A 22,519-nucleotide genomic window follows, 5' to 3' on the forward strand; every position below is an offset into this window, starting at 1 on the left:
GGAGCGACACACGAGGTTCGAACTCGTGACCTCAACCTTGGCAAGGTTGCGCTCTACCAACTGAGCTAGTGTCGCATCAACAACGTTTCCGCTGTTTAGGGCTGCGAATTATAAGAGCATTTTTTTGTGATGCAAGTCCTTCCTTCAAAAAAACTTTATTTTTTTACTGAACGACGAAAAAGCAATCAAAAGCGATATAAATTACAACAATTTGGATCGCAACCTTAACAGTTAAATCTTGAAAATAGTACCTCGATAGTACTTAAGTTCTGCGATGGACTCACGAATGTCGTCCAAGGCCAAATGTGTTCCCTGTTTTGTGAACCCATTTAGCACCTCAGGTTGCCAGCGACGTGCTAGTTCTTTAAGAGTACTAACGTCAACATATCGGTAATGGAAGAACTCTTCCAACTCAGGCATATGCTTGTATAAAAAGCGGCGATCCTGCCCAATGCTGTTACCACATATTGGCGACGCCCCTTTTGGCACCCATTTTTCTAAAAATTCAATGGTTTGTGCGACTGCGTCTTGTTCTGAGATTTGACTGTTTCGAACGCGCTCAACCAAACCGCTTGCCGTATGCGTATTAGTACACCAGTCGTCCATTTTCGCTAGTTCTTCTTCCGGCTGATGAATCGCTAACACTGGACCTTCAGCCAAAATATTTAGTTCGCTATCCGTGACAATAGAAGCAATTTCGATGATTTTGTGCGTTTCAGGATCAAGCCCTGTCATCTCTAAATCAACCCAAATTAGGTTTTGATCGCTAAAGGACATGGTTACGCCGCCTATTTGTTTATCGATAAAAGAGGTACTATACCTCAAAATACGAGAAACACGATACTCATACACGGAGCCAAGAGTACGGCTCAACCATTTGAGTAAATTCACATAAAGTACAGAATTGTGGCAAAGAAGAAAAAGTTAACCAAAGGTCAGGTGCGACGCGTACGTAGCAACCAACAAAAGCGTTTGAAGAAGCAAGAAGATTCCATCCAGTGGGATGAAAACATGCTAGGCGCCAGCAAGCAAGGTCTCGTGATCACTCGTTTTGGTCAGCACGCGGACATTGAAGACCTTGAAACAGGCGAAATTCAACGCTGTAACCTCCGCCGTGGTATTGAGTCTCTAGTATCTGGCGATCGTGTTTTATGGCGCGAAGGATTGGAGTCTATGGCGGGCATCTCTGGTGTTGTTGAAGCGGTAGAACCTCGCTCTTCAGTGCTCACTCGTCCAGATTATTACGATGGTCTAAAACCCGTTGCAGCCAATATTGATCAAATGGTCATTGTCTCTTCGGTATTACCAGAGCTATCGCTAAATATTATTGACCGCTATCTCGTTGCATCAGAAACACTGAATATTGCGCCATTGTTGGTCTTAAATAAGGTCGACCTTCTAGAAGCCGATGACCGTGCAATGTATGAAGAATGGCTCAAAGAATATGAACGTATTGGCTATAAAGTGCTTCTGGTCAGCAAGAAGTCTGGAGAAGGCATTGCTGAACTAGAAACCCTACTGCGTGATCGAATTAATATCTTTGTTGGTCAATCAGGCGTAGGGAAATCCAGCTTAGTCAACGCGTTAATGCCGGAACTAGAGAGCGAAGTGGAAGAAGGCGAAGTCTCTGAGAACTCTGGCTTGGGCCAACACACCACGACGGCTGCACGTTTATACCACATTCCAACGGGTGGCGATTTGATCGACTCACCTGGAGTACGTGAATTTGGTCTTTGGCATTTGGAAGCAGAAGAAGTAACAAAAGCATTCGTGGAATTTCGACCATATTTAGGCGGTTGCAAGTTCCGAGATTGTAAACACAATGATGACCCAGGCTGCCTTCTACGCGAAGCTGTCGAGAACGGGGAAATTAACGAAACTCGCTTTGAAAACTATCATCGTATTTTGGAAAGCATGGTTGAAAACAAAGCAAATCGTCAGTATTCACGTAATAAAAAAGCCGATCTGTAATTGAGTTAAGGCTGTAACTGTGTAAAAAGTCTTCACCTAATACTGACAAGCAAATTAAATTTCAGTAACATCACGCGCCCTAAAGCGCGAATCTAACAGAAGTATCGGAATTAAAGATGGACAAGTTTAAAGTTGGACTGCAGTACTGGATCCCACAACACGGCCTCACTCGCCTAATGGGTAAACTGGCTTCAGCAAAAGCTGGCGGTCTAACAACAGCAGTTATTCGTTGGTTTATCAAACAATACAATGTGAATATGGATGAGGCAAAGCACTCAGATCCTAAACATTTTAAAACGTTCAACGAGTTTTTCGTTCGTGAGCTAAAAGAAGGCGCACGCCCAATTTCTGAAGGCGAAAACGTCATCACTCATCCAGCCGACGCTTGTGTTAGCCAGTTTGGCCCTATTGAAGATGGTCAACTTATCCAAGCAAAAGGTCATCACTTCTCAGCACAAGAATTGCTGGGCGGTGACGCGAATTTAGCTGACGAATTTAAAGATGGTTCTTTTGCAACATTGTACCTATCTCCGCGCGATTACCACCGTGTACACATGCCATGTGACGGCACTCTGCGCCAAATGATTTACGTACCAGGTGACCTGTTCTCAGTAAACCCTCTGACAGCAGAAAACGTACCGAACCTATTTGCACGTAACGAGCGTGTGGTGTGTATCTTCGATACTGAGTTTGGTCCAATGGCACAGGTGCTTGTTGGTGCGACAATTGTTGGTAGCATTGAGCAAGTATGGGCTGGCACGATCACTCCGCCTCGTGGAAACACTGTCTACAAATGGGATTACCCAGCAGAGGGTGACAAGGCCGTGATCTTGAAAAAAGGCGAAGAGATGGGCCGCTTCAAACTGGGTTCTACTGTTATTAACCTGTTTGCCAAAGACGCGATTGAGTTTGACGCAAGCATGGAAAACGGTAAGCCAACCGTTATGGGCACACCTTACGCCTTGAAAAAATAAGCAAAACTCCGTTAAAGAGCCCTTTATTAAGGGCTCTTTTTATTGATAAAAAGCAAAACTCCGTTCGAAATTTAGCCTCTATTTCTCAAACTCATACCTGCCTCTAAGACCCTCATTCCACAATCAATTATCCTGCGCTTAGAATGAATATTTAGAGGGGCAGCCAATGCCAAAGATGAGTGTAAACACGTTGGCGAAATTGCTGGTGTGCTTTTTAATTCCGCTTGGTGTTTTGATGATGCCGATCGATGCTATTCCTATTGACGATCTCACTTTAATTCAGCATCGCCTGTTGGCTATTTTTCTTCTTGCTGCCCTACTTTGGGTTCTCGAGCCGGTTCCCGTTTTTGCTACGTCCATTCTTATTATCGCTCTTGAACTGATCATGATATCGGATAAAGGTTTGCATCTATTTCGCAATCCACCAGCGGGGCATGATTTAGGAGAGTTAATTGCTTACACCGATATTTTCTCGGCCTTCTCTTCACCGATCATTATTCTTTTTATGGGTGGTTTTGCTCTCGCGATTGCGGCTTCCAAATACGAGCTCGACAACAACCTCGCCCGAGTACTATTAAAACCATTCGGCACCCAACCTAAGTTCATCATGCTGGGCTTGATGTTAATTACCGCCGTTTTTTCAATGTTTATGTCCAATACTGCCACGACCGTGATGATGCTAGCCCTGCTTGGCCCCATCGTCGCTTCAGCACCTAAAGGGGATTTAGGGATTAAAGCGCTGGTGCTGTGCATTCCAATTGCCGCGAATACAGGCGGCATTGCGACTCCGATAGGCACGCCACCTAATGCGATAGCGCTTCAATATCTCACTGGAGCAAACGCGATAGACTTCCTATCGTGGATGACAATGGGTCTACCATTTGTGTTGGTACAACTCACTGTAGCTTGGTTCTTGTTGCAAAAGCTGTTTCCGTCTAGCGAACCAGAAATGAAACTAAAGCTAGATGGTACATTCAAAAAGAGCTGGCGTGCGATCGTCGTCTACATCACTTTTGCACTAACCATTTTGCTTTGGATGACAACGAAAGTGCATGGCATGAATACATATGTTGTCGCGATTATCCCACTAGCAGTGTTCACGTTAACGGGCATTATGGGAAAAGAAGAGCTCAAGCTGATTAACTGGGATGTTTTATGGCTGGTTGCCGGTGGTATAGCAATTGGTATTGCCTTAGACAAAACGGGCTTAGCCGAAGCATTAGCGCACGCCATTGATTACAGCCTGCTATCACCATTTGCCGTTGTTTTAGCCCTATCGGTAGTGTGTTGGTTAATGGCGAACTTTATGTCTAATACCGCAACGGCAAACTTATTGATGCCTATTGCTGCCGCTATTGGTACATCCATGCCAAGCCTTATTGCGGTTGGTGGCCTACAAGGTTTACTGGTTGTCGTCGCCTTCTCCGCATCACTTGGCATGATCTTACCGGTTTCCACACCACCAAACTCTTTGGCTTATTCAACAGGCCTCATCGAGAGCAAAGACATGGCGAAAGTGGGGCTGATTCTTGGTTTGATTGGTCTACTTATCGTGTATGGCGCAGTTTTGGTACTGTTTTAATCGAAGAGCTCCATGAAAAAGCGTGTTGTCATGGAGCTGCTCTCCAGCTACTGCCCTTACAGAGCGGCTTTTACATCCCATAAATTTCGTGCATATTAAGACTCCTCTACTCTACAAGGACGTCGACACATCATGGGTTACGAATGGCTTGCTTTATGCGCCGCTTTTCTGTGGGCAGTTTCTAGCCTAATTTCGGTCATTCCTGCACAACACCTAGGCGCATTTTCTTACAGCCGCTGGCGTATGGGCTGCACAGCCGTGATCTTATCAACAATGGCCTGGATAACTGGCGGCTGGTTAACGGTTTCTTGGGAACACGTAACGCCAATGATGGCCTCAGGACTGATTGGTATTTTTATTGGCGATACCGCTCTATTCGCGTGTTTGAATCGTATGGGGCCAAGACAAGCCGGGTTACTCTTCTCTTGCCACGCCGTGTTCTCTGCCATCTTGGGCTACTTCTTATTTAGCGAAGTCATGACCACAATAGAACTACTGGGCGCATCATTGGTATTTAGCGGCGTGGTGATGGCGATATTCTTTGGCCGAAGAGGTCAAGTGAATAACGTCTTGGAAGACATTAAAGGTAACATCTGGGTGGGTATTGGACTTGGCTTAACCGCAGCAATGTGCCAAGCATTGGGCGGCATCATCGCCAAGCCAGTAATGCAAACCAGTATTGACCCAGTTGCGGCTTCTGCTATTCGAATGATCAGTGCCTTTTTCGCCCACAGCATGTTGTTAATTCTAGGAGTCAAAGTCGCTCGCTCGACGCAACACATTACTTGGCGCATATTTGGTATTACTGCGCTTAATGGTTTCTTGGCGATGGCCGTCGGCATGACGCTAATCTTATACGCACTGCAAGAAGGAAATGTAGGTATGGTTGCACTTCTATCTTCAACCACGCCAATTATGTTGCTACCACTGCTCTGGATTTACACTAAACGCCGACCAAACCGATTTGCATGGTTGGGCGCAGCCCTAGCTGTGATTGGTGCGGGCATTTTGGTTCAGTAACCTTACAGACCAGCCCTTATTGCCAGATACAAAAAAGCCCGAGTTTAAACTCGGGCTTTTGTCATTCGGAGCCGTTAGTTAATTATTTATTTAACTAATACTTCACCCGTCATTTCTGCTGGGATTTCTAGACCAGCTAGAGAAAGCATGGTTGGTGCAAGGTCAGACAGTTTACCGCCTTCTTTGAATTCAACCGCTTTGTCACCTACATAGATTAGAGGCACTGGTAGGTTAGTGTGAGCAGTGTGGATGCCGCCAGTTTCAGGGTCGATCATCATTTCTGCGTTACCGTGGTCCGCAGTGATCAATAGTTGACCGCCAACTTCTTTGATTGCTTCAACCACTTTACCCACACTTTCATCTAGAGCTTCGATTGCTTTCTCAGCCGCTTCATAAACGCCAGTGTGACCAACCATATCTGCGTTCGGGTAGTTACAGATGATGGTATCGAACTTACCAGACTTGATAGCCGCAACCATCTTATCTGTTAGTTCTGGAGAGCTCATTTCAGGCTGCATGTCGTACGTTGCAACTTTTGGTGAAGCAACCAATTGACGCTCTTCGCCTTCGAATTCGTTCTCAACACCACCGTTGAAGAAGAAAGTCACGTGTGCGTATTTCTCTGTTTCAGAGATACGTAGCTGAGTTTGACCTTGTTTAGATAGCCACTCACCGTAAGTGTTTTCTAGAGACGCAGGTGGGAATGCGATAGCTAGAGGGATATCAGCCGCGTATTGAGTCAGCATCACAAAGTTGATTGTTGGGAATACTGCACGCTCAAAGCCGTCAAATGCAGGAACGAATGCACGAGTGATTTGACGTGCACGGTCAGCACGGTAGTTCATGAAGATAACCGCATCACCATCTTGCATGATTGCGTCTTCTTGACCTTCTGCTTTGATAGCTGTTGCTTTAACGAATTCGTCGTTTTCTTCACGAGCGTAAGCCGCTTCTAGACCTGCAACTGCCGTTTCTGCTGTGAACTCAGCTTTAGCTTGAGTTAGAAGATCGTAAGCAACTTGGACGCGATCCCAATTGTTGTCACGGTCCATTGCGTAGTAACGACCTACTAGAGAAGCAACGCGGCCTTTACCTAGTTTCGCAAATAGGTCTTGGAAACGTTGTAGTGAGTTTTCAGCACTACGTGGTGGTGTGTCACGACCGTCTAGGAAGCAATGTAGGTAGATTTTCTCTGCGCCACGAGCCGCTGCCATTTCAACTGCAGCGTAAATGTGGTCTTCGTGAGAGTGAACACCGCCTGGAGACATCAGGCCCATGATGTGTACTGCTTTTTCAGCTTTCACAGCAGAGTCGATTGCTTCAACTAGCGCAGGCGTTTGTTCGAACTCACCATCCGCAATTGATTTAGTGATACGAGTCAGGTCTTGGTATACAACGCGGCCTGCACCAATGTTAGTGTGACCAACTTCAGAGTTACCCATTTGACCATCAGGAAGGCCAACATCCATGCCTGAAGCAGAGATTAATGTGTGTGGGTTATTCGCAATCAGAGCATCCATTACTGGTGTTTTCGCATTCGCAATTGCGTTACTTGCTGTGTCTTCACGGTAACCGTAACCGTCAAGGATAACTAGAGCCAGTGGCTTCTTAGCTGACATAGTGATGACCTCATCAAATTTAAGTAACTTTTGGCGTAGGGCCTCGCTGCCCTATCTAACCTTGAAACAAAACTAGCGTAATTTTACTACACTTTTTAACCAAAACTGTAGGTTAAGATCAAATAATGTTTGCGATTTATTGTTGCTATCTTACAAGTTAAGCGAACAACGAGTCAGTGCCAACAAACGTGTTCCACAAGCATAGTCATTTCTAATACGCTTTGTACACCCCAGTCTAAGTTCGGTTTTCTTACGCTTCTCATTCTTATTTTTGCACTTGAAACAGTGCTAATTTAAAGCAACATCAAACAAGATGGGTTAATACCTATTGTTCTCTTTTCTCAGTAAAACAGAAGTCACTTAAACCGATAAGTCCAATAGGCCAAAGCAATCAAGCTACCAGAGCGAAATGTACGGATAGTAAGGGCATAACGGGTTTATAGAGATCTCAATTATTCGTTAGAAAATTTTAACCCTCTCGCCTAAGAGCCGTAACCTCGCTATACTCCTGCTTTATTTTTCCGCCAACAGCGTAAGAGCTCAAGACATGCAAGAGTACATTGAATTTTTCCAACAGAACATGATTCTATCTTTGGTTTGGGTAGGTCTTCTTGTCGCCTTTATCATGAACATCGTGAAGTCAGCGACAGCCGCATACAAAGAAATCAACGTAAACCAACTGACTCATCTTATGAACCGTGAAAACGGCGTTGTAGTGGATATCCGTACCAAAGACGAGTTCAAAAAAGGTCATATCACCGACTCACTTCACATTTTACCGTCAGACATCAAAGCGGGTAACTTGGGTAGCCTTGAAAACCACAAATCAGACCCAATCATTGTTGTATGTAAGACAGGACAGACCGCTCAAGAAAGCGCAAACCTACTAGTAAAAGCTGGCTTCGAAAACGTGAGCCTACTAAAAAATGGTTTGATTGCGTGGAACGAAGCGAACCTGCCGTTAGTTCGCGGTAAGAAGTAGGAACGTGGCAAGAACGAAAGTTCGCGTTTAAACGCGCTTTTACCAAGCCTCGCGGACAAAAAACTGAGCAAATTGAAAGCAGTTGGAGCACTAAGTTGTGACGCTTTGCACGTAATACACGCTTCATCTAGTCAAGGTAGATTGGCTCAGTTAGTCTCAGGACATACCAGTTTTCTGAGCTTAGACGTTTCTAGGCTCAACAAATATTGATTTAAGGATTAAAAAATGGCTGAAGCAGCACCTCAAGACGCACAACAAAACTTCGCAATTCAACGCATCTTCCTAAAAGACGTTTCTTTTGAAGCGCCGAACTCTCCAGTAATTTTCCAGAAAGAGTGGAACCCAGACGTTAAACTAGACCTAGACACTCAAAGCCGTGAGCTTGGTGAAGGCGTGTACGAAGTTGTTCTACGTCTAACCGTTACTGTGAAGAACGAAGAAGAGACTGCGTTCCTATGTGAAGTTCAACAAGGTGGTATCTTCACTGCTGAACAAATGGAAGCTGGTCAACTTGCACATTGCCTAGGCGCATTCTGCCCGAACATCCTATTCCCATACGCTCGTGAAACTATCTCAAGCCTAGTCGTTAAAGGTACGTTCCCTCAACTGAACCTAGCGCCAGTAAACTTTGACGCGCTATTCATGAACTACCTACAACAGCAAGCTCAACAAGGCGAAGCTGAAGCGTAATTCACGTTTTATAAGTGACGAATAGCCACAGTGCTGACGTCACCGAATCAAATAAAATGCACAGAGCGTCTACCATCCGATGCAATGTGCATTTTTTATTTCTGACAAAAGTTCCTAGTTCCTAATCGCCAGAAGGCGTAAAATTTGACGATTAGGAACTAGATTCTACTAGTAGCAAGACAATTAGGCGGTAGCATGACACAAGCAAATACAAACAATGCTTACGGTAAAGACATCGCAATGACTGTGATTGGCGCAGGCTCATACGGCACCTCTTTGGCAATCTCACTCGCTCGTAACGGCGCGAACGTTGTCCTTTGGGGACACGAGCCAGAGCACATGGCTCGCCTAGAAGCAGACCGAGCTAACCATGCCTTTTTACCAGGTGTTGATTTCCCTGAAAGCTTGATCATTGAATCGGATTTAGAAAAAGCCGTTCAAGCAAGCCGAGATTTGTTGGTTGTGGTTCCAAGCCATGTCTTTGGCATCGTGCTAAACAGCTGTAAACCATTCTTGCGCGAAGACTCTCGCATCTGTTGGGCAACCAAAGGGCTTGAACCTGAAACGGGGCGCCTACTGAAAGACGTCGCTTATGACATTATCGGTGAAAACTACTCACTAGCAGTATTGTCTGGCCCAACGTTTGCGAAAGAGCTCGCAATGGGTATGCCGACTGCAATCTCTGTTGCGTCTCCAGATTCTGAATTTGTTGCGGATCTACAAGAAAAAATCCACTGTAGCAAAACCTTCCGCGTATATGCCAATAGTGACTTTATTGGTATGCAATTGGGTGGCGCTGTGAAAAACGTTATTGCGATTGGTGCGGGTATGTCTGATGGTATCGGTTTTGGCGCCAATGCCCGTACTGCATTAATTACTCGTGGCTTGGCTGAAATGAGTCGCCTTGGTGCTGCGCTGGGTGCACAGCCAGAAACCTTTATGGGCATGGCGGGTTTAGGCGATCTTGTCCTGACATGTACCGATAACCAATCACGTAACCGACGCTTTGGCTTGGCATTAGGCCAAGGTAAAGACGTTGATACGGCTCAAGAAGAAATTGGTCAAGTGGTTGAAGGTTACCGCAATACAAAAGAAGTATGGCTACTTTCTCAACGTATGGGTGTTGAGATGCCGATAGTTGATCAAATTTATCAAGTATTGTATCAAGGAAAAGATGCGCGCTTAGCAGCGCAAGATTTACTTGCTCGTGACAAAAAAGCCGAAGGAAAGTAGCAATCTACCGCCCTTTGCAGCTCATCTGAGAAAAATTGAAGTTGTCGGGTCACGGAAGAACCACTCTGGATATTGAGAATGAAACACTGCGAAAAACAAAAAGTCTGGAACAAAATTGTCTCAGAAGCCCGTGAAATGTCAGAACAAGAGCCTATGCTGGCAAGCTTCTATCATGCCACCATTATCAAGCATGAAAGTTTGTGTGCCGCTCTGAGTTATATTCTGGCTAACAAATTGAACACCGCTTCCATGCCAGCGATGGCTGTGCGTGAAGTGGTTGAAGAAGCCTTTGCGGCTGATCCAACCATCACTGACGGTGCGGCTTGTGATATTTGTGCCACGGTCAATCGCGACCCTGCTGTTTCAATGTACTCAATGCCATTGCTGTACCTAAAAGGCTATCACGCACTGCAAGGCTACCGAGTAGCAAACTGGCTGTGGAAGCAAGGTCGTCACGCTCTTGCGACTTACCTACAAAATCAGATTTCGGTAGCATGTCAGGTCGATATTCACCCTGCAGCGCGCATTGGTAGTGGTATCATGCTCGACCATGCAACAGGCATCGTGATTGGTGAAACTGCCGTGGTCGAAAACGACGTGTCTATACTGCAAGATGTCACCCTTGGTGGTACTGGTAAAGAATGCGGTGATCGTCACCCGAAAATTCGCGAAGGCGTAATGATCGGCGCTGGTGCAAAGATTCTTGGCAATATCGAAGTCGGTGAAGGCGCGAAAATCGGATCTTGCTCTGTGGTATTGCAAGCCGTGCCTCCTCACACAACGGTGGCTGGCGTGCCTGCAAAAATCGTCGGACGTCCAAAAACGGACAAACCCTCTCTCGATATGGATCAAGGCTTTAACGGCAAGTCGCAAAGCTTTATCCATGGGGATGGTATTTAATCGTCAACAAACCTTTTTGACAACAACGTGGTAGGTAACTCTCAAGTGCGAAAACAAAATCACCCTGTTCTACGCTCGGCTATTTTATTAACTTGTGCTTTATCTGCCACTTATCCCATTACCTCCTCTGCTGTGAGTCAGCAAGAGCTCAAAGGCGTATCCAGTGAGATAAGCCGTCAGCGCAAATCGCTCTCTTCCCAAGAAAAGCAGCTCAATGAGTTACAGAAGTCACTGAAAGATCAAGAGCTTGGTATTTCTAAGCTTGAGCGTGAAATACGACAAACCAAGTCTAACCTCGCACAAGCAGACAAAAACATAGAAAACCTGGAAGAGAAAATTGCCTTGCAAGAAGCACAGCGTCAAGAGCAAGAAGAAGAACTCAAACAGCTGCTGCAAACGTATTACGTAACCGAGCGAGCGAAGGCCAATGGGCACTTGTTAAATCAAGGTGTGGAAGAAGATCGCATGAGCCAATACTTCCAGCATTTAGCTAAAGCACGTGCTGAAGTGATTGATGCGATCACCAAAATAACCCAAGAATTAGCGCACAACAAAAACCAGCTCGAGCTAGAAAAAGAGCAAATCGAGACTCTGCTCAAGCAGCAATCCGAAAAACGTACAGCGCTAGCGAGTACACAATCCAAGCGTAAGCAAACCCTGAATAAAATTCAGAGCAGTATCAAGAATGACAAACGCTACTTAGCCGAGCTGCAACGCAACGAAACCCGTTTAAAAGCAGAGATCGCCAAAGCAGCGAAGCGTAATGCGGTGCCAATGGACGGACTCGGCAAACAGCGCGGTAAGTTGCCTTGGCCACTCAAAGGCAGTGTGTTACACAACTTTGGTACGCGACAAACTGGGCAGGTAAACTGGAAGGGCATGGTGTTGTCTGCCAACTATGGTCAACAAGTGAAAGCCGTTTATCCTGGTACTGTCGTATTTGCTGAGTATCTGCGCGGATACGGTTTAGTGGTACTGCTCGACCACGGAAAAGGTGACATGACCCTCTATGGTTACAACCAAGCGTTGACGAAAAAAGAAGGCGATCGAGTCACCGCAGGCGAAGTGATTGCTCTCGCGGGTGATACTGGCGGGCAAGATCGCGCATCACTCTACTTCGAAATTCGCCGCAACAGTGAAGCGCAAAACCCGAAATCTTGGTTGAAGCGCTGATTATTAGACTGATTACTCGCGGTAAAAACAAAGGAGCCGATTGGCTCCTTTGTTGTATTCAGATTTAGGAAAGTATTATGCGTAGTACGTTTCTACCGCATCAATAAAAGCACTTACATCATCTTTGCTTAAGGCATTGATGCCTGCCGCCGCTTCTCGGCCGCCACCAGTTGGAAACTGCCCACACACGGCAACGGCGCCTTGTTTGTTGTTCAACGGGGCGCGTAGAGAGACCGTGTAAGTGCCATCTGCATTTTCGGTGAGTACTGCATGAGCAGAATCTGGATTTTGATTTGCCAGCCAATTGCCATAAACACCACTGATTCGACGTGATGCGGCCGTGTTTGGTAGTTCGAACAGCTTCAGCTTACCGCTCTCATGCGTGGCAGGCACTGCCAGAGCGGCATCCATATCTTGTTGGTAAGCAGACTGCAGTTGGTAGTAAGGTGAGGTTTTATCTTCAATAGCGTCAAATGGCGACGCGTACTTCAGCAAAGCTTGGTACAAATCCGCTGGATGGAAATGTAAGTCATCCACTTTCGAACCGTAACCGTTGTAATTAATCAAAGTGCCCAGCTCTTTTAGCTGCGCTTTCTGATCGTGTGACAATCCGACCTTGTCAGCCAATTCATCTGCTTTCGCGATCATGTTATCGCCATAAGCCGCCGTAATCGCCCAGTCATGAAAACGCCCATCAAGCAACTTATCGACAATCAACGCCGTGCACATGTTGGCATCGAGATCGATGTGCGCATCCAAATTACCATGCTGAGGAATGTCGCCCGCTTTGTGATGATCGGCGTAAAAGACGTGCGCGCCTTGAGCCAAAGCTTGCTCTAGACCTGCCATGTTCTTTTCCATCGAAATGTCTAACACAGTCAGCTCATCACCCGCTTGCACGTCTACTTTTTCCACCAGTTTGATGTCGCGCTTTACACCGGTTATTAACTGGGCATCGACAGGATCAGCCAAACGCAATTGTAGAAGAGCAATGATGCCATCAGCATCACCATTAAAAATGTCGTAATTCATGGGGCGATAGTTCCTTTATCGAGAATCTTATCCCTGCAAGGGTTTTTAGCGTATGGGACTATTGTGCGTGGCATATTTGACAAGTCAACTCGAGCCACGACTCGAAAATGAGAGTGACTCTCGAAATATTAAGCAGTTTGACGTTTAACTGTGTAGATTGCTAACCGCATCTTCTAATAACAGTAGCTGCTCTAAGCCCTGCTCAGTTGCTAATGGCTTAACGACATTAAGCATCTGCAACATCCCTTGCTTCACCATTTGCTCGGTAATGTTGGTTTTTGAAGCCATCGCGGATTGATACGCCAACCAACTACACGCAATCAAGTGCAATGTACATACCAATGACTTCAACTGTTGTTGATCGACATTCAACAGCTTCATCGTTACGAACTCTTGCATAATAGCAATGAGATTCGCTTGCAGCTTCTCTTGCACATCGATGTACTGCTCGTGTAGCTGTTCATCTCGTGACAAGATTTCTGGTAGGTTTGCGTAGAAAAAGCGGTATTTCCACATCAAGGTAAAAATAGAGTCTAGGTAGCTCTTCAGCATAGTCAGGCTCTCTTGCGAGCCTTGAATAGGGGTAAATCTTTCTAAAAGTTCTGCTGAATAAAGCGCAAAGATCTCACGAACGATTTCTTGCTTATTGCGGAAGTGGTAATACAGATTACCAGGGCTAATTTCGATGTGATCGGCAATGTGATTGGTGGTGATGTTGCGCTCACCATGTTGGTTGAACAACTCCAGTGCCGCGTAGACGATTTTGTCGCGCGTTTTCATTGTTATCGTGTTCCCTCTTCATTAACGAATCGAGTATAGCGACTTCACCAACCTAGGTCGATAGAGGCTCCAAATACGGTAACATAACAGACCAGTTAAGATGCCAGTTGAGTTGGCGACAAGGTCTAACCAAGAAGTTTGTCGCCCTACATACCCTTGCAACCACTCAATAACGGCGCTGAATAGCAAAATACTAATCGCCACCGCCCAACGTTGACGCCAACGCCACACACAAAAACAACCTAAAAACGCAAAGCCGCTATACGCCATAGCGTGCTGCATTTTGTCGAGATACGCGATATTGCCCCAGTCTTGCAGTTCACCTGAACTCAGAGATAAAAAAGCGATCAATATGGCGTAGCTAAAGATGACGAAACGTGCAGCCGTCAGGTTCATTGGACGTCCTTATGCAATTGGAAATGGAAAGGCCGTCACTTGATCAATGTGGTCACAGCCTAGCGCCAGCATGATCAAACGATCGATACCCAACGCGACCCCTGCACAATCTGGCAACCCTGCTTCCAGTGCAGAGATCAGATGATAATCGATCGGCTGTGGTTTTAAACCCATTTCGATACGCTTTGCGTTATCTTGTTCAAAGCGCGCTAATTGCTCTTTCGGGTTATCCAGTTCATGAAATCCGTTCGCCAGCTCTATCCCCTTAAAGTACACTTCAAAACGATCCGCGACGCGATGATCTTGAGGATTGATTTTCGCAAGCGCCGCCTGTGATGCAGGGAAGTTGTACACAAAAGCCGGCACGTCCTGACCAATTTTGTTTTCTACTCCCACGCTAAATAGCAGTTGCAGCAGCGTATCGCGATCTTCTTCTGGCTCAGCAATGTCACTCAAACCCAGCTTGCTTGCCGCCGCTTTCAGCTCAATCATCGAGCCTTCCAGTGGACACACACCCAACACATCAATGAAGGCTTGCTGATACGTCATGCGCTGCGCTGCGCCACACTTCAATACCAGCTGCAACAGGTCATCCATTTCATCCATCAATTTATGATGGTCAAAGCCAACGCGATACCACTCCAACATCGTAAACTCAGGATTGTGGTAGCGACCATTCTCTTCATTACGAAATGCTTTGTTGATTTGATAAATACAACCGCTACCCGCAGCCAAAAGGCGCTTCATATGGAATTCTGGGCTGGTCATAAAAAACAGCTTACTGCCATCGGCATAGCCTGGGCCAACAAACTCGGTTTGGAAAGTATGCAAATGAATGTCAGTCACGGTTGCGTGACTCATGGTTGGCGTATCGACTTCCATCACCTGTCGGTCAGCGAAGAATTGTCGAATCGACGCGATTAACGTCGCACGTTGACGAAGTTGGTCAATGGAAGCAGTAGGTTGCCAGTTGGTTTGCATAACAAGTCTCTCAAACTTTAATTCAGCGAGGAAAGTCTCATTCTACATGCTTTTTACTCTTCAAGAAGAGAGGAATATCCCTTCTTCTTTTTACTAATGTGCTCGCCAATTTGAGGCAAGCATTACTCGTGCCGCAGAACAAAAAACACTCAGTTAAAATCCTATTATCCATGCGGTTAATGTCGCGCAACACAGGTTTAACATCCCTAATGTTAATGCTTGAGGGCCAAAACCTCGATGCCGTGATAGCAGTCACATAACCTATAAATTCTATGCCCTTAAGTGCATTACCGAAGCAAAAACCCAATTACATCAATTTTTCTGCCATGTGGCTCATCTACACTAACCCTACTACTTTTGGGGAGTTCTTTTTAAGGAGCGCCTCGTAATGACAATAACAAGCGGATTTCCGCAATCACACACTGGAGGATAACTGTGCAAATTATCACCACAGATATCGCAGTCATCGGCGCAGGCGGCGCTGGTCTTCGTACTGCTATTGCAGCGGCTGAAGCAAACCCAGACTTAGAAGTCGCTCTGATTTCTAAAGTTTATCCAATGCGCTCCCACACGGTCGCTGCAGAGGGTGGCTCAGCAGCAGTTATCAAGGATGAAGATAGCTTAGACAACCACTTCAACGACACTGTTGGCGGTGGTGACTGGCTATGTGAACAGGATGTTGTTGAATACTTTGTAGAGAACGCGACTCGCGAAATGATCCAAATGGAGCAATGGGGTTGCCCATGGAGTCGTAAAGAGAACGGTGAAGTCAACGTACGCCGCTTTGGTGGTATGAAGGTTGAACGTACTTGGTTCGCTGCAGACAAAACTGGCTTCCACATGCTTCATACGCTATTCCAGACATCAATGAAGTACAGCAACATCAAACGTTTTGATGAGTACTTTGTGGTGGATCTGCTTGTTGATGAAGGCGAAGTTCAAGGTCTGATTGCTATTCACATGTCTGAAGGCGAGCTTGTTACTATCAAAGCAAAATCTGTTGTTCTAGCAACAGGTGGCGCGGGCCGTGTTTACCACTGTAACACCAACGGCGGTATCGTAACGGGCGATGGTATGGCAATGGCTTACCGTCACGGCGTTCCTCTACGTGATATGGAATTCGTTCAATACCACCCAACCGGTCTTCCAGGCACAGGTATCCTGATGACGGAAGGTTGTCGTGGTGAAGGCGGTATCATCGTTAACAAGAATGGCTACCGTTACCTACAAGATTACGGCATGGGCCCTGAAACTCCAGTTGGCCAACCGAAGAACAAATACATGGAACTGGGTCCTCGTGACAAAGTTTCTCAAGCTTTCTGGCACGAACAACAGAAAGGCAACACCATCAAACACCCACTGGGTGACGTGGTGCACCTAGACCTTCGCCACCTTGGTGAAGAGTACCTACAAGAACGTCTACCGTTCATCTGTGAGCTAGCAAAAGCTTATGTAAACGTGGACCCTGCAAAAGAGCCAATTCCAATTCGTCCAACCGTTCACTACACCATGGGTGGTATTGAAACGGACGGCGGTTGTGAAACTCGCATTAAAGGCCTATTCGCGGTGGGTGAATGTGCATCTGTTGGTCTTCACGGTGCAAACCGTCTAGGTTCTAACTCACTGGCTGAATTCGTAGTATTTGGCCGCGTAGCTGGTGAAAACGCAGTGAAACGTGCGGCAGAATTCAAAGGCTGGAACGACGCGGCAATTGACGCGCAAGTCAAAGCCGTTGAAGAACGCATCGCAAAACTGATGAACCAAGAAGGCGACGAAAACTGGGCAGAAATACGCACAGAAATGGGCCACACCATGGAAGCGGGCTGTGGTATCTACCGCCAAGAAGATTTGATGCAAGCGACTATCGACAAAATCACTGAGTTGAAAGAACGCTACAAACGCATCAGCATCAAAGACAAAGGTAAAGTGTTCAACACAGACCTTCTATACGCAATCGAAGTGGGTTACGGCCTAGAAGTCGCAGAAGCGATGGTTCACTCTGCGATTCTACGTAAAGAATCTCGCGGTGCGCACCAACGTCTAGACGACGGTTGTACAGAACGTGATGACGTGAACTTCCTAAAACACTCACTTGCTTTCTACAAGCCAGAGTCAGCACCAAGTATCGATTACAGCAATGTGACCATCACTAAGTCACAACCAAAAGCTCGTCTATACGGTGAAGCAGCAGAAAAAGCCGCGGCTGAAGAGAAGAACGCAGAGGAGCAAGCATAATGTCAGCAAATCGCATTCAAAAAGTAGACATCCTGCGTTACGACCCAGAAAAAGATGCAGAACCATACAAGCAAACATTCGAAGTCCCATTCGATGAAACCATGTCTGTACTTGACGCACTTGGTTACATCAAAGACCACCTAGACAAAGATCTGTCTTACCGTTGGTCTTGCCGTATGGCGATCTGTGGCTCTTGCGGCATCATGGTGAACAACGTACCGAAACTTGCTTGTAAGAGCTTCCTACGTGACTACCCAGACGGTGTGACTATCGAGCCTCTAGCGAACTTCCCAATCGAGAAAGACTTGATTGTTGATATGACGCCATTCATCGAGCGCCTAGAAGCAATCAAACCATACATCATTGGTAACGATCGTAAACCAGAAGACGGTACGAACTTGCAAACGCCAGAACAGATGGCGAAATACAAGCAGTTCGCTGGCTGTATCAACTGTGGTCTGTGCTATGCAGCATGTCCTCAGTTTGGTCTTAACCCAGAGTTCATCGGTCCTGCTGCACTAACGCTAGCCCACCGCTACAACCTAGACAGCCGTGACAACGGTAAAGATGAGCGCATGAAGCTTATCAACGGTGAAAACGGTGCTTGGGGTTGTACGTTTGTTGGTTACTGTTCTGAAGTTTGTCCGAAGAACGTTGACCCAGCAGCGGCAGTAAACCAAGGCAAAGTGGAGTCTTCTATGGACTTCGTGATTGCTATGTTGAAACCTGATGGTTCACCAAAGAAAGTGGAGGCATAAGGATGAGCAATCGTAAACCTTACGTTCGAGAAGTAAAACGCACTTGGTGGAAGAACCATCCTTTCTACCGCTTCTACATGCTACGTGAAGCGACGGTGCTTCCGTTAATCCTATTCACTCTGTTCCTAACTTTCGGTTTAGGTTGCTTGGTGAAAGGTCCTGAAGCATGGCAAGGTTGGTTAGCGTTCATGGCGAACCCAATCGTAGTCGCAATCAACATCGTTGCACTACTCGGTAGCCTATTCCACGCTCAAACTTTCTTCAGCATGATGCCACAAGTAATGCCAATTCGTTTGAAAGGCAAACCCGTGGACAAGAAGATCATCGTATTGACTCAGTGGGCCGCGGTTGCGTTCATCTCACTGATCGTTCTCATCGTGGTGTAAGGAGCTGAGCAATGAAACCGAATTATAGTGTAAACACATCACCAAAACGTTCTGATGAGCCAATCTGGTGGGGTCTGTTTGGCGCAGGTGGTACTTGGTTCGCGATGATCACGCCAATCACGGTATTGGTGCTGGGCATCTTGGTCCCACTAGGCGTGATTGATGCAGAAGCGATGAGCTACGAGCGTGTCTCTGCCTTCGCAACCAGCATCATCGGTGCGCTATTCATCATTGGCACGCTAGCATTGCCAATGTGGCATGCAATGCACCGTGTACACCATGGCATGCACGACCTTAAATTCCACACTGGTGTGATTGGTAAAATTGCATGCTATGCATTTGCAGGCCTCATCACTGCACTAGCAGTTATCTTTATCTTCATGATTTAAGAGACTGACCAAAAAAGAAAAAGCTGGCTAAATGCCAGCTTTTTTATTGCTTTGGGTTACCCATGATCTTTTTGCCTTTTAAGCTTTTGACCACCCATGATCTTATTGCTGTGCGACCTTCTTTGTCTGGTCCATAAGACCCAGAGCACCAAAGCCAGTAATCACATCTAGGTTTGTTTTCAAGCCCGTTTCGTCACTTCCACCAATGTAATTTTGTGGCATCTGAACTTGGAAGTTTTGCAAATTGTTGTACAGCGAGTTCGCTACGTCTCGATTCAATTCTGCCAAGTAAACTTCACGGTTTGCTCCTAACGCCGCATACTTACCTTTTAGGACTTCAGATTCTGCGCGACCTTTCGCTAATATCGCTTTCGCTTCAAACTCAGCAGAAAGTGCGTTCGCCTTTTGAATCGCTAAGTTAGCCTCTGCGATAGCTAGCTCTTTCTCCTTCTCGACTTCAGCAAGTCGTTTGGTTTTTTCCACTTCAACGATTTCACGCTCTGCAATCTGACGCGCCACTTCCACTTCTTTTTGTTGAGCAATAATTGCGAGTTCTTTACCACGCTGGGCGTCTTGCACCTCACGTGTTCGTTGAATCTCTTTGCGTAACTGCTCGGTCTCTGCCTGTGCTTTCGACGTTTCTTGTTCCTGAATCGCGCGAATACGATCCGCCACTAAACGCTTTTTATCTGCCAATAGCTGATCTAATTGCTTTTCTGGCTGCGGGTCACCAATGGTCACCTGCGTCACTTGAATACCGTATTGTTGTAACGGATTGTCTTGACGAATTGGTTGCCCGGTTTTGTCTACGACTGGCACAGTTTTCCATACCAGTTGATTGGTGCGCTGTAATTGGTTCGGATTAGCTTGATTCACCCCAACAGGCGCAAGATCCAACTCTTCCACTTCAACCTGACGTCGCTCTGTTAGATAAATCCCCTCTCGTAACTGATCGCCAAGTTTCGATTTGAACTGGTTCAAACCACCTTGGAAAAACTCTTCACCCGTGTATTGGGTTGCGGTAATCACCGTTACGTTACGTGCGTTCTTTACAAGCAGCGCATCGATCAAGTTACTGTTATTGCGGAACTCTTTATGCATCTTCTTCACCGCTTCAGGGTCATTACTGAGCTTAAAGCGGAATGTTACGGGGATCTGACCAATATAGGTGTCGGCAAATCGAACCTGAATCGCATCAAGACGTTGATAAAAATCTTCGCCCTTGCTGTTACCGAATGACACGGTGATCACTTGGTCATACTTGGTGATTTTGGACAGAAATGGCATACGAAAATGAATGCCAGGTTCAGTAAACACATCCAACTCACCAGTAATATTATTCTGATGCACGTAGCTGTAACCCGCATCGGTCATCAGCACCGAGCTATTAATCGTTAAGCCTATTGCCAACAGCGGTACGCCAAATACGGCTGCTTTTAATCCTTTATGTAGTAACTGACGTCTTTCTTCCACCTTTAAACCCCTTCCTAAACCTCTGCTTTCCATTTTGTTCTCCTTTTTTGGATTGTTACTGAGTTAAATCGATAAAAATCAGATTGCTATGCAACTCAGCAACAAGTGCTAATGTATCAAAATGTTACATTAAGGAATAATCGACAGATTCATGGAATAAATAAGATTTTTACGAATAATACAAAATCATCAAAAATTTGCGGAGGATATCGATGTTTTACGCAGAGGGATTAAAAGAGAAGAATCACAGGCAATAAAAAAGGCCGCCGAAGCGACCTTTCTAACAATCATATAAAGTGCTTACTTCACACGACCTACGTATTCAGCAGTACGAGTATCTACGCGAATCACTTCACCAATTGAGATGAACAGAGGAACACGAACAACAGCGCCAGTTGATAGCGTCGCTGGTTTACCGCCAGTACCTTGAGTATCACCTTTCAGGCCTGGATCTGTGTCTACAACTTCTAGCTCAACGAAGTTTGGTGGAGTAACAGTAATTGGGTTACCGTTCCAAAGAGTGATCATACAAGTGTTGTTTTCTACCAACCACTTAGCGTTTTCACCTACCGCTTTTGCATCCGCTGCGATCTGTTCAAACGTTTCACTGTTCATAAAGTGGTAGAATTCGCCGTCTGAATATAGATAATCTAGGTCGATATCCATTACGTCTGCCACTTCACAAGTGTCACCAGACTTGAATGTTTTCTCTAGCACTTTACCAGAAAGAAGTTTACGAATTTTAACACGGTTGAACGCTTGGCCTTTACCTGGTTTAACGTATTCGTTTTCCAGAATTACACAAGGCTCGTTATCAAGCATTAACTTAAGACCGCCTTTAAATTCATTGGTGCTAACTGTAGCCATTTTTTCCTCTTACATTCTTAGAGCTAAATTCAATGCCGCACATAATAACCCGAAAAGTCGAATCTGTTGAGCAAAACTGGCTCAAACAGTTGGCGAATGGGATCTCTGATCCTGCAAAATTGCTCGAAATACTGGAAATTGATCCTTCACCGTGGCAAGACGGGTTTGCCGCGCGCAAGCTGTTTGCACAGCGTGTACCGCAAAGTTTTGTCGATAGGATGGAGAAAGGCAACCCTAAAGACCCTCTTTTACGTCAGGTTTTACCACTGAGCGACGAATTTGAGGTGCATCCGGGTTACTCCAATGATCCATTGGAAGAGCAGGACAATGAAGTCCCTGGCCTGCTACACAAGTATCGCAACCGCGCCCTGATGATTGTCAAAGGTGGCTGCGCGGTAAATTGCCGTTACTGCTTTCGTCGTCACTTCCCTTATCAAGAGAACAAAAGCGGGAAACAAGCATGGACCAAGTGCTTAGAGTACATGGCTCAACAACCAGAGTTGAACGAAGTCATCTTCTCAGGTGGTGATCCATTAATGGCAAAAGACGATGAGATTCATTGGCTTTTAGAGCACATTGCTCATATTCCTCACATCAAACGTCTGCGTATTCATAGCCGTTTACCTGTGGTGATTCCAGCTCGAGTCACTGATGAACTATGCCAACTTCTGCAAGCATCAAGGTTACAAATCATCCTCGTCACTCACATCAACCATGCCAACGAAATCAATGACGAATTTGCTGAACAGATGTTCAAGCTCAAAAGAGCGGGCGTTACGCTTCTAAACCAAGGCGTTCTGCTGAAAGGCGTGAATGATTCGGTAGAAGCTCAAGTGGCGTTAAGTGAGGCCTTATTTGACGCGGGTATCTTGCCTTATTACCTCCACGTTCTTGATAAGGTGCAAGGCGCAGCGCACTACTTTATTTCGGACGAAGAAGCGAAAGCTATTATGCGCGGACTCATCACGCGTGTATCGGGTTATCTGGTACCAAAACTCACACGAGAAATTGGTGGCAGGCCAAGTAAAACGCCGTTGGATTTGCATTTAGAATAAGCTCCAACACTCAATTAAATTTG

The 22,519-nt window shown here is 45.9% G+C and carries 22 protein-coding genes and 1 tRNA gene; 14 read left to right on the top strand and 9 right to left on the bottom strand.

Going from position 1 to position 22,519, the window contains the following annotated elements; translation table 11 throughout:
* Positions 1-2: 2 nt before the first annotated feature.
* A tRNA-Gly gene (locus R7O12_RS14730) sits at positions 3-75 on the bottom strand.
* Between the two features lie 156 nt (positions 76-231).
* The gene (orn, locus tag R7O12_RS14735; protein WP_017635574.1) at positions 232-777 is read right to left on the bottom strand and encodes an oligoribonuclease; all 546 of its coding nucleotides are present in this window, start codon (positions 775-777) and stop codon (positions 232-234) included.
* Between the two features lie 129 nt (positions 778-906).
* Here orn and rsgA point away from each other — a divergent pair, with 129 nt between their 5' ends.
* From rsgA to R7O12_RS14755, 4 genes are all read left to right on the top strand, one after another.
* Entirely contained in the window at positions 907-1,971 is a 1,065-nt protein-coding gene (gene rsgA / locus R7O12_RS14740) for a small ribosomal subunit biogenesis GTPase RsgA (RefSeq protein ID WP_005386419.1), read from the top strand.
* A 116-nt stretch (positions 1,972-2,087) separates the two neighbouring features.
* Positions 2,088-2,945, top strand: coding sequence for an archaetidylserine decarboxylase (gene asd, locus R7O12_RS14745; RefSeq protein ID WP_005381465.1), 858 nt, complete (start codon positions 2,088-2,090; stop codon positions 2,943-2,945).
* A gap of 166 nt (positions 2,946-3,111) precedes the next feature.
* On the top strand, positions 3,112-4,527 hold the full coding sequence (locus R7O12_RS14750) for an SLC13 family permease (RefSeq protein ID WP_206960017.1): 1,416 nt from the start codon (positions 3,112-3,114) through the stop codon (positions 4,525-4,527).
* Between the two features lie 132 nt (positions 4,528-4,659).
* On the top strand, positions 4,660-5,547 hold the full coding sequence (locus R7O12_RS14755; protein WP_005386417.1) for a DMT family transporter: 888 nt from the start codon (positions 4,660-4,662) through the stop codon (positions 5,545-5,547).
* Positions 5,548-5,633: 86 nt separating this feature from the next.
* Here the strand turns inward: R7O12_RS14755 and gpmM are convergent, their stop codons facing one another.
* Complete coding sequence (gpmM, locus tag R7O12_RS14760; RefSeq protein ID WP_136977015.1) at positions 5,634-7,166, bottom strand: 2,3-bisphosphoglycerate-independent phosphoglycerate mutase; 1,533 nt, start codon at positions 7,164-7,166, stop codon at positions 5,634-5,636.
* A gap of 547 nt (positions 7,167-7,713) precedes the next feature.
* On the opposite strand from gpmM, the gene R7O12_RS14765 reads away from it, so the two are divergent.
* The 5 genes from R7O12_RS14765 to R7O12_RS14785 all read left to right on the top strand — a co-directional run bounded on the left by R7O12_RS14765 (position 7,714) and on the right by R7O12_RS14785 (position 12,144).
* Positions 7,714-8,148: a rhodanese-like domain-containing protein gene (locus tag R7O12_RS14765; RefSeq protein ID WP_005386415.1), complete on the top strand. Its 435-nt coding sequence runs from the start codon at positions 7,714-7,716 to the stop codon at positions 8,146-8,148.
* A gap of 225 nt (positions 8,149-8,373) precedes the next feature.
* Positions 8,374-8,838, top strand: coding sequence for a protein-export chaperone SecB (gene secB, locus R7O12_RS14770; RefSeq protein ID WP_005386410.1), 465 nt, complete (start codon positions 8,374-8,376; stop codon positions 8,836-8,838).
* A 195-nt stretch (positions 8,839-9,033) separates the two neighbouring features.
* Positions 9,034-10,071: an NAD(P)H-dependent glycerol-3-phosphate dehydrogenase gene (gene gpsA, locus R7O12_RS14775; RefSeq protein WP_005381474.1), complete on the top strand. Its 1,038-nt coding sequence runs from the start codon at positions 9,034-9,036 to the stop codon at positions 10,069-10,071.
* A gap of 78 nt (positions 10,072-10,149) precedes the next feature.
* Positions 10,150-10,971: a serine O-acetyltransferase gene (gene cysE / locus R7O12_RS14780; protein ID WP_005381475.1), complete on the top strand. Its 822-nt coding sequence runs from the start codon at positions 10,150-10,152 to the stop codon at positions 10,969-10,971.
* A 27-nt stretch (positions 10,972-10,998) separates the two neighbouring features.
* The gene (locus R7O12_RS14785; RefSeq protein WP_213870376.1) at positions 10,999-12,144 is read left to right on the top strand and encodes a murein hydrolase activator EnvC family protein; all 1,146 of its coding nucleotides are present in this window, start codon (positions 10,999-11,001) and stop codon (positions 12,142-12,144) included.
* A gap of 75 nt (positions 12,145-12,219) precedes the next feature.
* Here the strand turns inward: R7O12_RS14785 and R7O12_RS14790 are convergent, their stop codons facing one another.
* The 4 genes from R7O12_RS14790 to epmA all read right to left on the bottom strand — a co-directional run bounded on the left by R7O12_RS14790 (position 12,220) and on the right by epmA (position 15,333).
* A complete protein-coding gene (locus R7O12_RS14790) occupies positions 12,220-13,176 on the bottom strand; it encodes a DHH family phosphoesterase (protein ID WP_213971900.1) in 957 nt (318 codons plus the stop codon).
* A 144-nt stretch (positions 13,177-13,320) separates the two neighbouring features.
* Positions 13,321-13,956: a TetR/AcrR family transcriptional regulator gene (locus R7O12_RS14795; protein ID WP_005381480.1), complete on the bottom strand. Its 636-nt coding sequence runs from the start codon at positions 13,954-13,956 to the stop codon at positions 13,321-13,323.
* A 21-nt stretch (positions 13,957-13,977) separates the two neighbouring features.
* The gene (locus R7O12_RS14800) at positions 13,978-14,352 is read right to left on the bottom strand and encodes a VanZ family protein (RefSeq protein ID WP_017635567.1); all 375 of its coding nucleotides are present in this window, start codon (positions 14,350-14,352) and stop codon (positions 13,978-13,980) included.
* Between the two features lie 9 nt (positions 14,353-14,361).
* Positions 14,362-15,333 (bottom strand): elongation factor P--(R)-beta-lysine ligase, encoded by a 972-nt coding sequence (gene epmA, locus R7O12_RS14805; RefSeq protein ID WP_213971899.1) that lies wholly within the window; start codon positions 15,331-15,333, stop codon positions 14,362-14,364.
* A 435-nt stretch (positions 15,334-15,768) separates the two neighbouring features.
* Between epmA and frdA the strand changes: the two genes are divergently transcribed.
* From frdA to frdD, 4 genes are read left to right on the top strand one after another with little or no spacing between them, the layout of a single operon-like run.
* On the top strand, positions 15,769-17,568 hold the full coding sequence (gene frdA / locus R7O12_RS14810) for a fumarate reductase (quinol) flavoprotein subunit (RefSeq protein WP_005381487.1): 1,800 nt from the start codon (positions 15,769-15,771) through the stop codon (positions 17,566-17,568).
* On the top strand, positions 17,568-18,326 hold the full coding sequence (locus tag R7O12_RS14815) for a succinate dehydrogenase/fumarate reductase iron-sulfur subunit (RefSeq protein ID WP_005381489.1): 759 nt from the start codon (positions 17,568-17,570) through the stop codon (positions 18,324-18,326). Before frdA ends, R7O12_RS14815 begins: the two co-directional genes overlap by 1 nt.
* A 2-nt stretch (positions 18,327-18,328) precedes the next feature.
* On the top strand, positions 18,329-18,712 hold the full coding sequence (gene frdC / locus R7O12_RS14820; RefSeq protein WP_005381491.1) for a fumarate reductase subunit FrdC: 384 nt from the start codon (positions 18,329-18,331) through the stop codon (positions 18,710-18,712).
* Positions 18,713-18,723: 11 nt separating this feature from the next.
* A complete protein-coding gene (gene frdD / locus R7O12_RS14825) occupies positions 18,724-19,101 on the top strand; it encodes a fumarate reductase subunit FrdD (protein WP_005381493.1) in 378 nt (125 codons plus the stop codon).
* Positions 19,102-19,203: 102 nt separating this feature from the next.
* Here frdD and R7O12_RS14830 read toward each other — a convergent pair whose 3' ends face one another.
* Positions 19,204-20,607 (bottom strand): SPFH domain-containing protein, encoded by a 1,404-nt coding sequence (locus R7O12_RS14830; RefSeq protein WP_042523712.1) that lies wholly within the window; start codon positions 20,605-20,607, stop codon positions 19,204-19,206.
* A 267-nt stretch (positions 20,608-20,874) separates the two neighbouring features.
* The gene (gene efp / locus R7O12_RS14835; RefSeq protein WP_005381500.1) at positions 20,875-21,441 is read right to left on the bottom strand and encodes an elongation factor P; all 567 of its coding nucleotides are present in this window, start codon (positions 21,439-21,441) and stop codon (positions 20,875-20,877) included.
* A 32-nt stretch (positions 21,442-21,473) separates the two neighbouring features.
* Between efp and epmB the strand changes: the two genes are divergently transcribed.
* Complete coding sequence (epmB, locus tag R7O12_RS14840; RefSeq protein ID WP_005381502.1) at positions 21,474-22,496, top strand: EF-P beta-lysylation protein EpmB; 1,023 nt, start codon at positions 21,474-21,476, stop codon at positions 22,494-22,496.
* Positions 22,497-22,519 lie beyond the last annotated feature (23 nt).

The organism is Vibrio sp. Vb1574, from assembly GCF_033338675.1.

What these genes read in the sequence shown, in the direction of transcription:
- orn (WP_017635574.1), bottom strand. Translation starts at nt 777, where the DNA reads ATGTCCTTTAGCGATCAAAACCTAATTTGGGTTGATTTAGAGATGACA.
- asd (WP_005381465.1), top strand. Translation starts at nt 2,088, where the DNA reads ATGGACAAGTTTAAAGTTGGACTGCAGTACTGGATCCCACAACACGGC.
- R7O12_RS14750 (WP_206960017.1), top strand. Translation starts at nt 3,112, where the DNA reads ATGCCAAAGATGAGTGTAAACACGTTGGCGAAATTGCTGGTGTGCTTT.
- R7O12_RS14755 (WP_005386417.1), top strand. Translation starts at nt 4,660, where the DNA reads ATGGGTTACGAATGGCTTGCTTTATGCGCCGCTTTTCTGTGGGCAGTT.
- gpmM (WP_136977015.1), bottom strand. Translation starts at nt 7,166, where the DNA reads ATGTCAGCTAAGAAGCCACTGGCTCTAGTTATCCTTGACGGTTACGGT.
- R7O12_RS14765 (WP_005386415.1), top strand. Translation starts at nt 7,714, where the DNA reads ATGCAAGAGTACATTGAATTTTTCCAACAGAACATGATTCTATCTTTG.
- secB (WP_005386410.1), top strand. Translation starts at nt 8,374, where the DNA reads ATGGCTGAAGCAGCACCTCAAGACGCACAACAAAACTTCGCAATTCAA.
- gpsA (WP_005381474.1), top strand. Translation starts at nt 9,034, where the DNA reads ATGACACAAGCAAATACAAACAATGCTTACGGTAAAGACATCGCAATG.
- cysE (WP_005381475.1), top strand. Translation starts at nt 10,150, where the DNA reads ATGAAACACTGCGAAAAACAAAAAGTCTGGAACAAAATTGTCTCAGAA.
- R7O12_RS14790 (WP_213971900.1), bottom strand. Translation starts at nt 13,176, where the DNA reads ATGAATTACGACATTTTTAATGGTGATGCTGATGGCATCATTGCTCTT.
- R7O12_RS14795 (WP_005381480.1), bottom strand. Translation starts at nt 13,956, where the DNA reads ATGAAAACGCGCGACAAAATCGTCTACGCGGCACTGGAGTTGTTCAAC.
- R7O12_RS14800 (WP_017635567.1), bottom strand. Translation starts at nt 14,352, where the DNA reads ATGAACCTGACGGCTGCACGTTTCGTCATCTTTAGCTACGCCATATTG.
- epmA (WP_213971899.1), bottom strand. Translation starts at nt 15,333, where the DNA reads ATGCAAACCAACTGGCAACCTACTGCTTCCATTGACCAACTTCGTCAA.
- R7O12_RS14815 (WP_005381489.1), top strand. Translation starts at nt 17,568, where the DNA reads ATGTCAGCAAATCGCATTCAAAAAGTAGACATCCTGCGTTACGACCCA.
- frdC (WP_005381491.1), top strand. Translation starts at nt 18,329, where the DNA reads ATGAGCAATCGTAAACCTTACGTTCGAGAAGTAAAACGCACTTGGTGG.
- frdD (WP_005381493.1), top strand. Translation starts at nt 18,724, where the DNA reads ATGAAACCGAATTATAGTGTAAACACATCACCAAAACGTTCTGATGAG.
- R7O12_RS14830 (WP_042523712.1), bottom strand. Translation starts at nt 20,607, where the DNA reads ATGGAAAGCAGAGGTTTAGGAAGGGGTTTAAAGGTGGAAGAAAGACGT.
- efp (WP_005381500.1), bottom strand. Translation starts at nt 21,441, where the DNA reads ATGGCTACAGTTAGCACCAATGAATTTAAAGGCGGTCTTAAGTTAATG.
- epmB (WP_005381502.1), top strand. Translation starts at nt 21,474, where the DNA reads ATGCCGCACATAATAACCCGAAAAGTCGAATCTGTTGAGCAAAACTGG.